This window comes from Pseudomonas sp. H1h (genome assembly GCF_000633255.1).
Classification (GTDB): Bacteria; Pseudomonadota; Gammaproteobacteria; order Pseudomonadales; family Pseudomonadaceae; genus Aquipseudomonas.
Genome location: NZ_AYMJ01000017.1, coordinates 143,014 through 155,089 on the forward strand (window position 1 = coordinate 143,014; position 12,076 = coordinate 155,089).

At 59.6% G+C, this 12,076-nt stretch carries 9 protein-coding genes and 5 tRNA genes; 9 read left to right on the forward strand and 5 right to left on the reverse strand.

Annotated elements, in window-relative coordinates; translation table 11 throughout:
- Positions 1–50: 50 nt before the first annotated feature.
- On the forward strand, positions 51–1,577 hold the full coding sequence (locus U862_RS0115130; RefSeq protein WP_025111167.1) for a nucleobase:cation symporter-2 family protein: 1,527 nt from the start codon (positions 51–53) through the stop codon (positions 1,575–1,577).
- A 118-nt stretch (positions 1,578–1,695) separates the two neighbouring features.
- Here U862_RS0115130 and U862_RS0115135 read toward each other — a convergent pair.
- A tRNA-Asn gene (locus tag U862_RS0115135) sits at positions 1,696–1,771 on the reverse strand.
- A gap of 228 nt (positions 1,772–1,999) precedes the next feature.
- Here U862_RS0115135 and U862_RS0115140 point away from each other — a divergent pair.
- Positions 2,000–2,230, forward strand: a complete 231-nt coding sequence (locus tag U862_RS0115140; protein ID WP_025111168.1) for a hypothetical protein — start codon at positions 2,000–2,002, stop codon at positions 2,228–2,230.
- Here U862_RS0115140 and U862_RS0115145 read toward each other — a convergent pair.
- Together U862_RS0115145 and U862_RS0115150 are read right to left on the reverse strand one after the other, a co-directional pair.
- Entirely contained in the window at positions 2,227–2,427 is a 201-nt protein-coding gene (locus tag U862_RS0115145; protein WP_025111169.1) for a hypothetical protein, read from the reverse strand. The genes U862_RS0115140 and U862_RS0115145 overlap by 4 nt on opposite strands.
- A 222-nt stretch (positions 2,428–2,649) precedes the next feature.
- Complete coding sequence (locus U862_RS0115150; RefSeq protein ID WP_025111170.1) at positions 2,650–3,846, reverse strand: amino acid aminotransferase; 1,197 nt, start codon at positions 3,844–3,846, stop codon at positions 2,650–2,652.
- A gap of 337 nt (positions 3,847–4,183) precedes the next feature.
- On the opposite strand from U862_RS0115150, the gene uvrB reads away from it, so the two are divergent.
- On the forward strand, positions 4,184–6,199 hold the full coding sequence (gene uvrB / locus U862_RS0115155; protein WP_025111171.1) for an excinuclease ABC subunit UvrB: 2,016 nt from the start codon (positions 4,184–4,186) through the stop codon (positions 6,197–6,199).
- 113 nt (positions 6,200–6,312) lie between these two features.
- On the opposite strand, the gene U862_RS0115160 is transcribed toward uvrB, so the two are convergent.
- Together U862_RS0115160 and U862_RS0115165 are read right to left on the reverse strand one after the other, a co-directional pair.
- On the reverse strand, positions 6,313–7,803 hold the full coding sequence (locus tag U862_RS0115160) for an MDR family MFS transporter (protein ID WP_177327344.1): 1,491 nt from the start codon (positions 7,801–7,803) through the stop codon (positions 6,313–6,315).
- A gap of 49 nt (positions 7,804–7,852) precedes the next feature.
- On the reverse strand, positions 7,853–8,902 hold the full coding sequence (locus tag U862_RS0115165) for an HlyD family secretion protein (RefSeq protein ID WP_025111173.1): 1,050 nt from the start codon (positions 8,900–8,902) through the stop codon (positions 7,853–7,855).
- Between the two features lie 228 nt (positions 8,903–9,130).
- Here U862_RS0115165 and gltX point away from each other — a divergent pair, with 228 nt between their 5' ends.
- From gltX to U862_RS0115195, 6 genes are all read left to right on the forward strand, one after another.
- Positions 9,131–10,612 (forward strand): glutamate--tRNA ligase, encoded by a 1,482-nt coding sequence (gene gltX, locus U862_RS0115170; RefSeq protein WP_025111174.1) that lies wholly within the window; start codon positions 9,131–9,133, stop codon positions 10,610–10,612.
- 203 nt (positions 10,613–10,815) lie between these two features.
- Positions 10,816–10,891 (forward strand) — tRNA-Ala (locus U862_RS0115175).
- Positions 10,892–10,970: 79 nt separating this feature from the next.
- Positions 10,971–11,046 (forward strand) — tRNA-Glu (locus tag U862_RS0115180).
- A gap of 53 nt (positions 11,047–11,099) precedes the next feature.
- Positions 11,100–11,175, forward strand: a tRNA-Ala gene (locus tag U862_RS0115185).
- Positions 11,176–11,253: 78 nt separating this feature from the next.
- Positions 11,254–11,329, forward strand: a tRNA-Glu gene (locus tag U862_RS0115190).
- A 181-nt stretch (positions 11,330–11,510) separates the two neighbouring features.
- Positions 11,511–12,050 carry a TetR/AcrR family transcriptional regulator gene (locus U862_RS0115195; protein WP_025111175.1) on the forward strand — a complete coding sequence of 180 codons (540 nt, stop codon included), beginning with the start codon at positions 11,511–11,513 and terminating at the stop codon, positions 12,048–12,050.
- Positions 12,051–12,076: the final 26 nt, after the last annotated feature.

A 12,076-nucleotide genomic window follows, 5' to 3' on the forward strand; every position in this document is an offset into this window, starting at 1 on the left:
CGAGTATTGAATACAGTGTGCGCATAACAAAAACCAGGGAACCCCCCACCATGAAAACGCCCCATGTTTCACACCAACGGCCCGAGGACGAAAATCTCGGGGTCGGCGCGAATATGGCTTACGGCCTGCAACATGTTTTGACCATGTATGGCGGTATCGTCGCGGTGCCACTGATCATCGGTCAGGCAGCCGGGCTGTCGCCGGCGGACATTGGTCTGTTGATTGCTGCTTCATTGTTTGCGGGGGGGCTGGCGACACTGCTGCAAACCCTGGGTCTACCGTTTTTTGGCTGTCAGTTGCCGCTGGTACAGGGTGTGTCGTTCTCGGGTGTGGCGACCATGGTCGCGATCGTCAGCAGTGGCGGGGAGGGCGGCTTCCAGTCGGTGCTGGGCGCGGTGATTGCCGCCTCCCTGATCGGCTTGCTGATCACGCCGGTGTTCTCGCGAATCACCAAGTTCTTCCCGCCGCTGGTGACCGGCATCGTGATCACCACCATCGGCCTGACGCTGATGCCGGTGGCCGCACGCTGGGCCATGGGTGGTAACAGCCACGCGCCGGATTTCGGCAGCATGCAGAATATCGGTCTGGCGGCCGTCACGCTGGTGCTGGTGTTGCTGTTGAGCAAGGTCGGCAGCTCGACCATCTCCCGTCTGTCGATCCTGTTGGCCATGGTGATCGGCACGATTCTGGCGGTGTTCCTTGGCATGGCGGACTTCTCCGGTGTCACGCAAGGGCCGATGTTCGGCTTCCCGACACCGTTCCACTTCGGCATGCCGACCTTTCACTTCGCTGCCATCCTGTCGATGTGCATTGTGGTCATGGTGACCCTGGTGGAAACCTCGGCGGATATTCTCGCAGTCGGTGAAATCATCGGCACCAAGGTCGACTCCAAGCGCCTGGGCAATGGTCTGCGCGCAGACATGCTGTCGAGCATGTTTGCACCGATCTTCGGTTCGTTCACTCAGAGCGCGTTCGCCCAGAACGTCGGGCTGGTGGCGGTGACCGGGATCAAGAGCCGTTATGTGGTGGCCACCGGCGGTATCTTCCTGGTGATTCTCGGCCTGCTGCCGTTCATGGGCCGGGTGATTGCGGCGGTGCCGACTTCGGTGCTCGGCGGCGCCGGTATCGTGCTGTTCGGCACCGTGGCGGCGAGCGGGATTCGCACGCTGTCGAAGGTGGATTACCGCAACAACGTCAATCTGATCATCGTCGCGACTTCGATCGGCTTCGGCATGATCCCGATTGCCGCGCCGAACTTCTACGATCATTTCCCAAGCTGGTTCGCGACCATTTTCCATTCGGGCATCAGTTCGTCGGCGATCATGGCGATCGTGCTGAACCTGACCTTCAACCACTTCACTGCCGGCAACTCGGATCAGCAATCGGTGTTTGCTGCGGCGGAAGAGCGGACCTTGCGTTATCGCGATCTGGCGGCGCTGCGTGAAGGTGATTACTTCAGCGATGGCAAGCTGCACGATTGCGATGGCAATGAAGTGCCGGTGATTGAGGTCGATTCGGATCATGACCATGGTCACGGTACGCCGAAGCCCCACGTGAAGAGTAGCGAACACGTCTGATTGCTGAGGGTATGAAAAAGGCCGATCTGGGGACAGATCGGCCTTTTTCGTTGTGCCGCGGGATTTCCAGTGCCCACAAAAAAGCCCCTGAATCTTTCGATTCAGGGGCTTTGCTATTTGGCTCCACAACCTGGACTCGAACCAGGGACCCAATGATTAACAGTCATTTGCTCTACCAACTGAGCTATTGCGGAATTGGTGCGTATGTTACTGATTCAAAAAGAGAAGTCAAGCGTCGGGTATGAACTTTTTCGATTTGTCAGGACGGACGGTGATTTGTCAGTGATTAGCGATGACCGGAACCGCCTCACAGGTCTACCATGGTCGCCCGGAAGTGGTCACACGCGCTGCCGGCCATTCGCCGAAAAGGTACGCGCCATGAATCAATCCGTTCTCAATTCCCGCCCAAGCGAGGTGCTCGCATGAGCGTTGCACAGATCAGCCTGCCCAAAGGGGTGGGACCGCACGCCGAGAAACTCTTCGACGCGATCACCCAGGCCAGCACTGCTGAAGAATTGAACCGCGCTGGCGGCAAGGCTGAAGGGTTTGTTCTCGGTCTTGAAAGCACCAAGGCGATCAAGAGTCAGATCGCCGAATCGCTCTACGTCGCCTATGACGATGCCGCCAGTCAGCGCGCGAGCGAACTGGCTTAACTGCCGAAGGTGATGGTGCCCAGCATCAGTTTGGCGTAGGCCGCGGTCGCCGCCAGTTGCACCAGCCACAGGACCAGTCCCCCCAGGAAGACGCCAGCGGCAATTTGCAGCACCAGGCTTTTTTCACGTTTGGCCGAGGCGCGGGGGATGAAATCATCCAGATCGTCACGGTCGGCGCGCAGGTTGTCGTTTTTCATTTGGCTTCTCACAAAATTCTTGGATGTATACGAAACCTGTGGGAGCGAGCCTGCTCGCGAATGCTGTCAGCCACCCTCAATGGCGACTGACCCACCGCATTCGCGAGCAGGCTCGCTCCCACAATTCAGATTTGTGTGCAGTTTAGAGGGAATGTTGCATTTCCTCGGACAAATAAAAAACGGGAAGCCCTCAGGCTTCCCGTTTTTCATCACGCGGCGAAATCAGATGACCTGAACGATCGCGTCTGTCACAGCCTTGATGTTGCTCTGGTTCAGTGCGGCCACGCAGATACGGCCGGTGTCCAGCGCGTAGATGCCGAACTCGTTACGCAGGCGATGCACTTGTTCAGTGGTCAGGCCGGAGTAGGAGAACATGCCGCGCTGACGGCCAACGAAGCTGAAGTCACGCTGCGGGGCTTTTTCGGCCAGCAGGGCAACCATCTGCTCGCGCATGCCGCGAATGCGCAGACGCATTTCAGCCAGTTCGGCTTCCCACTGGGCGCGCAGTTCCGGGCTGTTGAGCACGGCGGCGACAACACTGGCGCCATGGGTCGGCGGGTTGGAGTAGTTGGTGCGGATCACGCGTTTGACTTGCGACAGCACGCGCGCGCTTTCTTCTTTCGATTCGCTGACGATCGACAGGGCGCCAACGCGCTCGCCGTACAGCGAGAACGACTTGGAGAACGAGCTCGATACGAAGAAGGTCAGGCCCGATTCAGCGAACAGACGCACAGCCGCCGCGTCTTCGTCGATGCCGTCGCCGAAACCCTGGTAAGCCATGTCGAGGAACGGCACGTGACCTTTGGCCTTGACCACGTCCAGCACGTTTTTCCAGTCGGCCGGGGTCAGGTCAACGCCGGTCGGGTTGTGGCAGCAGGCGTGCAGCACAACGATCGAGCCGTTCGGCAGGGCGTTGAGGTCGTCGAGCATGCCTGCACGGTTCACGTCGTGGGTGGCTGCGTCGTAGTAACGGTAGTTCTGCACCGGGAAACCGGCGGTTTCGAACAGCGCGCGGTGGTTTTCCCAGCTCGGGTCGCTGATCGCCACGACGGCGTTCGGCAGCAATTGCTTGAGGAAGTCGGCACCGATTTTCAGTGCGCCGGTCCCGCCGACGGCCTGGGTGGTGACGATGCGACCGGCAGCGATCAGTGGCGAGTCGTTACCGAACAGCAGCTTTTGCACCGCCTGGTCGTAGGCCGCGATGCCGTCGATCGGCAAGTAGCCACGGGAGGCGTGCTGAGCAGCGCGAATGGTTTCGGCTTCGATCACGGCGCGCAGCAGGGGAATTCGCCCCTCTTCGTTGCAGTACACACCGACGCCCAGGTTGACCTTGGTGGTCCGGGTATCGGCGTTGAATGCTTCGTTGAGGCCCAGGATTGGATCGCGGGGTGCCATTTCGACAGCGGAGAACAGGCTCATTATTACGGCGGCTCTGAATGGATAATGGAGGGACGTGTGGCGCTCCAGCCGAATGCACTAGAGCGGTGCACAAACGGGGAGCTAGTATAGAGGCCATCAGCGAGCAATGGCGACAGGCGATTCAGCTTTTCAGGCAAGTTTCTCCGATTATTTCTTGACCGTTAGTCGATTGGTCTTGTCGGAGACTTTACCGGATGTAGGACGTTTGCCTTGAAAGGCGAGGCAATCGACTCCACATTGAGCACAATCTTCGTTTTTCCTTGGGCGACAACGGTCGTTTGCGGTCATCCCCGTGGCTCGGCTGTTTTCTGCGCGAGCCGCGATCCCAGAGGTGTGTATGTCCGAATTCCAGCTAGTCACCCGCTTTGAGCCCGCCGGCGATCAGCCGGAAGCCATCCGCCAACTGGTCGAGGGCATCGAAGCCGGGCTGGCCCACCAGACGCTGCTCGGTGTGACCGGCTCGGGCAAGACCTTCAGCATTGCCAACGTCATCTCGCAGATACAGCGTCCAACCCTGGTGCTGGCGCCGAACAAGACCCTGGCCGCGCAGCTGTACGGCGAGTTCAAGGCGTTCTTCCCGAACAACGCCGTTGAATATTTCGTTTCCTACTACGACTACTACCAGCCAGAAGCCTATGTGCCGTCGTCCGACACCTTCATCGAGAAGGACGCGTCGATCAACGACCACATCGAGCAGATGCGCCTGTCCGCGACCAAGGCGCTGCTTGAGCGCAAGGACGCAATCATCGTCACTACGGTGTCGTGCATCTACGGTCTGGGCAGTCCGGAAACTTATTTGAAGATGGTGTTGCACGTCGATCGTGGCGACAAACTCGATCAGCGTGCGCTGCTGCGACGCCTGGCCGACCTGCAATACACCCGCAACGACATGGACTTTGCCCGCGCGACCTTTCGTGTGCGCGGCGATGTGATCGACATCTATCCGGCGGAATCGGACCTTGAAGCGATCCGTATCGAGCTGTTCGACGATGAGGTGGAGAGCATTTCCGCGTTCGATCCGCTGACCGGCGAAGTCATCCGCAAGATGCCGCGCTTCACCTTCTATCCGAAGAGCCACTACGTGACGCCGCGTGAGACCCTGCTCGACGCGATCGAGCACATCAAGGTCGAATTGCAGGAACGCCTGGAATACCTGCGCAGCAACAACAAACTGGTGGAGGCCCAGCGCCTCGAGCAACGCACGCGTTTTGACCTGGAGATGATTCTCGAGCTGGGCTACTGCAACGGCATCGAAAACTACTCGCGCTACCTGTCCGGACGCCCGGCCGGTGCCGCGCCACCCACGCTCTACGATTACCTGCCGGCCGACGCCTTGCTGGTGATCGACGAATCCCACGTCAGCGTGCCGCAAGTCGGCGCGATGTATAAGGGCGACCGTTCGCGTAAAGAGACGCTGGTGGAATACGGTTTCCGTCTGCCCTCGGCACTGGACAACCGGCCAATGCGTTTTGACGAATGGGAAGGGGTGAGCCCGCAGACCATTTTCGTCTCGGCCACCCCGGGCAACTACGAAGCCGAGCATGCCGGGCGCGTGGTCGAGCAAGTGGTGCGTCCGACCGGTCTGGTCGACCCGCAAGTTGAAGTGCGCCCGGCGCTGACGCAGGTCGATGACCTGCTCTCGGAAATCACCAAGCGCGTGGCGGTCGAAGAGCGGGTGCTGGTCACCACGTTGACCAAGCGCATGGCCGAAGACCTCACCGATTACCTCGCTGACCACGGCGTGCGCGTGCGTTATCTGCACTCGGACATCGACACCGTCGAGCGGGTCGAAATCATCCGCGACTTGCGCCTGGGTACCTTCGATGTGCTGGTGGGGATCAACCTGCTGCGCGAAGGTCTGGACATGCCGGAGGTGTCGCTGGTGGCGATCCTCGATGCCGACAAGGAAGGTTTCCTGCGCTCCGAGCGCTCGCTGATCCAGACCATTGGCCGGGCTGCACGGAACCTCAACGGGCGAGCGATTCTCTACGCCGACCGCATCACGGGCTCCATGGAGCGGGCGATTGGCGAGACCGAGCGCCGTCGCGACAAACAGATCGCCTTCAACCTGGAAAACGGCATCACCCCCAAAGGTGTGTTCAAGGACGTCGCCGACATCATGGAAGGCGCCACCGTGCCCGGCTCGCGCAGCAAGAAGCGCAAGGGCATGGCCAAGGCCGCCGAAGAAAACGCCAAATACGAAGCCGAACTGCGCTCGCCGAGCGAAATCACCAAGCGCATTCGGGCGCTGGAAGAGAAGATGTATCAGCTGGCGCGGGATCTGGAGTTTGAGGCAGCGGCGCAGATGCGCGACGAGATTGCCAAGCTGCGTGAGCGGCTTTTGGCGGTTTGATCTTCATCGTCTGATCGGGCCTCTTCGCGAGCAAGCCCGCTCCCACAGGGGATTTGTGAATGCCACAGATCCAATGTGGGAGCGGGCTTGCTCGCGAATGGGGCGACGCGGTCTCAATGAGATTCCCCAGCCTTGAGTCCCTGTGGCAGTTTCTTGGTCAACAGAATTGCCAACATGCTGATCCCCAGCGCAATGCCAACAAAGTGAAACGCATCGTTGTAGGCCATGATCAGTGCCTGCTGATGCACGATTTCACTCAACTTGCCCAGCGCCGCCGTATCGCTGCCAAACCGGTCGGTCATCGACGCCAGGCGCTCGGCCACCTGCGGATTGGTCGGCACCACCGCCTCACGCAGGTAATCGAAATAGGTCTTGGTGCGTGCATCCAGCAGCGTGGCGAGCAGGGCGATGCCGATCGCGCCGCCGAGGTTGCGCAGGATGTTGAACAGGCTCGACGCCGAGCCGGCGTCCTGCGGCAGGATGTAGGCCGTTGCGATCAGTGAAATGGTCACCATGATCAACGGTTGACCGAGGGCGCGGATGATCTGGATCTGGTTGAACTGCGGCCCGGCGAAATCCGGGTTGAGCACCCCTGACGAAAAACTCGCCAGCCCGAACAAACCGAAGCCCAGCGTGCACAGCCACTTTGGCGAAACGAATTTCATCAACTTCGGCACCAGCGGAATCAGGAACAGTTGCGGCACGCCCATCCACATGATCACTTCGCCGATCTGCAGGGCGTTGTAGTTCTGGATCTGCGCCAGATAGAGCGGCAACAGGTAAATCGAACCGTACAACCCGACGCCCATGCCCAGGCTGGAAATGCTCGACAGGCCGAAATTGCGATTGCGCAGGATGCCGAGGTTGATCAGCGGATTGGGTTTGGAGATCTGCACGATCACAAAGGTGATCAGGCTGATGAGGGCAATGCTGCCCAGGGTCACGATCAGATTCGATTCGAGCCAGTCCTTGCGGTGGCCTTCCTCGAGAAACACTTGCAGGCAACCGAGGCCGACACCGAGGGTGAGGATGCCGGTGTAGTCGGTGCTTTTCAGCAGTTCCCAGTGCGCCTCTTTCTTTTCCAGGCCATACATCAGCCCGGCGATCATGATCAGCCCCGGCGGGATGTTGATGTAGAAGATGTATTCCCAGCCCCAGTTTTCCGTGAGCCAGCCGCCGAGGGTGGGGCCGATGGAAGGGGCGAAGGTGGCGGTCATGGCGAACATCGCCATGCCTTTGGCGCGGTGGTGTTCGGGGAGTTTGATCAGGGTCAGGGTGAACGCCAGCGGGATCAGGGCACCGCCGGTGAAGCCCTGCATGGCGCGAAACACGATCATGCTTTCGAGGCTCCAGGCCATCGAGCACAGCAAGGACGAAACCAGAAAACCCAGCGACACCCACACCGCCAGCCGCCGTGCCGAGAGCAGCTGCACCAGCCACGCGGTCAGCGGAATCATGATGATTTCCGCGACCAGGTACGAGGTGGAAATCCACGAGCCTTCTTCCAGCGTCGCCGACAGCGCGCCCTGAATGTCTTTCAGGGAGGAGTTGGTGATCTGGATGTCGAGCACTGCCATGAACGCGCCGAGCATCACGCTCATCACCGCAATCCAATCGCGCCGGGTCGGTTCGCCAACCGGGCGGATCAGCGAATCACCGGCCATTGTCTGGGGCGTCTTTGATGTTCACGGTGGCGGTGACCGACATGCCCGGGCGGATTTTGCCGTGCAGCGGATTGTCGGCCTTGAACGTCAGTTTCACCGGAATCCGTTGCACGACTTTGGTGAAGTTGCCGGTGGCGTTGTCCGGCGGTAACAGGCTGAACTGCGCGCCCGAGGCGGCGAACAGACTGTCGACCCGCGCTTCGATCGGCGTGTCACTGTAGGCGTCGAACGTCAGCTCGGCTTTTTGTCCGGGAACCATGTGGCCGATCTGGGTTTCCTTGAAGTTGGCCTGGACCCAGATGTCTTCGTCCGGGACGATCGACAGCAGATAGGCGCCGGCCTGCACCACCTGACCATTGCGCGCCGCGCGCTGCCCGACCAGGCCGCTGATCGGTGCGTGGATTTCACTGCGGGTCAGGTTGAGTTCGGCTTGCGCCTGGTCGGCGCGGGCGTTGGCGATCTGCGCGTCGAGGCGTTTGATCTCGGCGGCGAGGGCATTGACCTGTTGGCGTTGGCTCTGGGCGTCGGCCTGGGCCTTGGCCACTTGTGAGCGAGCGATATGGGTGTCGGCGGAGAGGGTGGTGACCCGCTCTTCAGAGACATAGCCGGGTTTGCGCAGGGTCTCTGCCCGCGACAAGTCGATCTGCGAACGGCCGAGGGTGGCCTGGGTGGTTGCCACTTGTGCATCGCTGGCGGCGATCAGGCTCGATTGCTGGGTAAGCTTGCTCTGGGCTTGCAGGCGCTCGGCCTCGCGGGTGGCAAGCGCGGCGTTGGCGCGATCCACGGCCAGGCGGAAATCGTTGGGTTCAAGGCGTACCAGCAACTGGCCTTTTTCCACGTGCTGATTGTCCTGTACCAGCACTTCGTCGATGCGCGCGCTCAGCTGGCTCGACACACGAGTGATCTCGCCCTGGACATAGGCGTTGTCGGTGCTTTCATAAAAGCGTCCCTTGAAAAACCAATGGGCGAAGAAGCCCCCGGCAATCAACAGAACCAGCAGCAAGAAAATAAACAGGCGACGCTTGAGTTGGGCAGGCATGGGCAAACTGTAGTCGAGGAATTGTAAGGAAAGTTATCAGGAGGCGAATCTGGCACGAAGCCGATAAACGGTAAATGCCGTCGGCCGATATTCCGCCATTCACCGCGCTCTATGGGCGTTCCAGCCGCAAACTTGGCTTATATGCCCTGCCCGCTGGAGCGGGGCGGGTGTCGCCTGTTACCATTCGCCGCTTGATTGTTCTGCTTTTCATTCTTTTCGAGACATGCCATGACCACCGTCCGTACTCGCATCGCGCCATCGCCTACCGGGGACCCCCACGTAGGTACCGCTTACATCGCATTGTTCAACTACTGCTTTGCCAAGCAGCATGGCGGTGAGTTCATCCTGCGCATCGAAGACACCGATCAGTTGCGTTCGACCCGCGAGTCCGAACAGCAGATCTTCGACGCCTTGCGCTGGTTGGGTATCGACTGGAGCGAAGGCCCGGACGTCGGCGGCCCGCACGGTCCGTACCGGCAGAGTGAGCGTGGCGATATCTATCAGAAGTATTGCCAGCAACTGGTCGACATGGGCCACGCGTTCCCGTGCTTCTGCACCGCTGAAGAGCTGGACCAGATGCGCGCCGAGCAAATGGCGCGTGGCGAAACCCCGCGTTACGACGGCCGCGCACTGCTGCTGTCCAAGGAAGAAGTCGCCGCGCGTCTGGCGGCCGGCGAACCGCACGTAATCCGCATGAAGGTGCCGACCGAAGGCGTCTGCGTGGTGCCGGATATGTTGCGTGGCGATGTCGAGATCCCGTGGGATCGCATGGACATGCAAGTGCTGATGAAGACCGACGGCCTGCCGACTTATTTCCTCGCCAACGTGGTCGACGACCATCTGATGGGCATCACCCACGTACTGCGCGGCGAAGAGTGGCTGCCGTCGGCACCGAAACTGATTCTGCTATACGAATACTTCGGCTGGGAACAGCCTGAGCTGTGCTACATGCCGCTGCTGCGTAATCCGGACAAGAGCAAGCTGTCCAAGCGCAAGAACCCGACCTCGGTGACTTTCTACGAGCGCATGGGCTTCATGCCGGAAGCGATGCTCAACTACCTGGGCCGCATGGGCTGGTCGATGCCGGACGAGCGCGAGAAGTTCTCGCTGCAGGAAATGGTCGACAACTTCGATCTCAAGCGCGTATCGCTCGGCGGGCCGATCTTCGACATCGAAAAACTGTCGTGGCTCAACGGCCAGTGGCTGCGTGATCTGCCGGTGGAAGAATTCGCCGCGCGCGTGCAGAAGTGGGCGTTCAACTCCGATTACATGATGAAGATCGCGCCGCTGGTTCAGGGCCGCGTGGAAACCTTCAGCCAGGTTGCACCGCTGGGCGGCTTCTTCTTTGCCGGTGGCGTGAGCCCGGATGCCAAGCTGTTCGAATCGAAGAAGCTTTCGGGCGATCAGGTACGCCAGTTGATGCAGCTGATTCTGTGGAAGCTCGAAAGCCTGCGTCAGTGGGAGAAGGACAGCATCACCGCAACGATTCAGGCGGTGGTCGAATCCCTCGAGCTGAAACTGCGTGATGCGATGCCGCTGATGTTTGCCGCGATCACTGGGCAGGCGAGTTCGGTGTCGGTGCTCGATGCGATGGAAATCCTCGGTCCCGACCTGACCCGTTTCCGTCTGCGCCAGGCGATTGATCTGCTGGGCGGCGTGTCGAAGAAAGAAAACAAAGAGTGGGAAAAGCTGCTGGGCGCGATCGCCTAAGCACACTTGACTCTGCAAGAACCGCCGAAGGCCGGGATCGTTTGATTCCGGCCTTCGGCGTTTTTCCCCCGGATTTTCGGGGGGAGGGCGGTAAGTGATTGTTATGCCGACAAAAAACTTTGAAATTTTTCAAAAATAAGTTTGACAGGCTTTCGATACGCCCTTAAGATTCGCCCCGTCCTCAGCGATGACATCAACGATGAGGGGCTATAGCTCAGCTGGGAGAGCGCTTGCATGGCATGCAAGAGGTCGACGGTTCGATCCCGTCTAGCTCCACCAATTTACACTTCGAAGCCTGGCCACACCGGCTTCGAAGCGATCAACACTCAGCGTTGATCAGTTGTATAGAAGGGTTTGCGTCCCCTTCGTCTAGTGGCCTAGGACACCGCCCTTTCACGGCGGTAACAGGGGTTCGAGTCCCCTAGGGGACGCCAGTTTTACAGAAGTGATGTTGCAAAATGTCACTCCGCCGCGAGGCGAAAAATCCGGGGCTATAGCTCAGCTGGGAGAGCGCCTGCATGGCATGCAGGAGGTCAGCGGTTCGATCCCGCTTAGCTCCACCAATTTACACTTCAAGGTCTGGCCACACCGGCCTTGAAGCGATCAGCACTCAGCACTGATCAGTTGTAGAAGGGTTTTGCGTCCCCTTCGTCTAGTGGCCTAGGACACCGCCCTTTCACGGCGGTAACAGGGGTTCGAGTCCCCTAGGGGACGCCACGATTACCCGCTCTGCGGGATTTATAAGGGTCATTCAATTATTGAATGGCCCTTTTGTTTGTCTGGCGTTTGGCCAACTCTCCTTTTTCCTTACACTGTGCTTCAGACCAGCGGTCATATCCTCGACTTGCAGAATATTATTATGCGAATAATATTCTAGTCGTAATATTCGGAGGCAACGATGAACGATAAAAAAGCTCAAACCCGCGAACGCATCCTCAAGGCTGCCAGTGCCGCACTGATCCAGCGTGGCCCGGCAGACCCCAGCGTTGGCGAAGTAATGGGCGCCGCCGGCCTGACTGTCGGTGGTTTCTATGCGCACTTCGAAAGCAAGGACGCGATGATGCTTGAGGCGTTCAAGCAACTGCTTGGCCGCCGACGCGACCTGATTGCCGACATGGACTCCGAGCTGACCGGTGAAGAGCGTCGTGCGCTGGTGGCTGCGTTTTATCTGTCGCGCAAACACCGTGATTCCAGTGAGTCGGCGTGTCCGATCCCGGCGTCGATCGGCGAACTGGGTCGTTTGCCGGAGTCATTCCGTATCGCGCTGAACGAGCACTTGGAACTGATGATTGCGCAGTTGGCGTCCAGCCCCGAGGACACCGACAAAGCGTTGGCCGATGTGGCTTTGATGGTTGGTGGTCTGGCGCTGGCTAGAGCGCTGGGCCCGGGTGATTTATCCGATCGATTGCTGCGCGCGGCCAAGTCGGCGGTGCGTTGACCTGAAGGCCACAGCCTGAGGAGAGA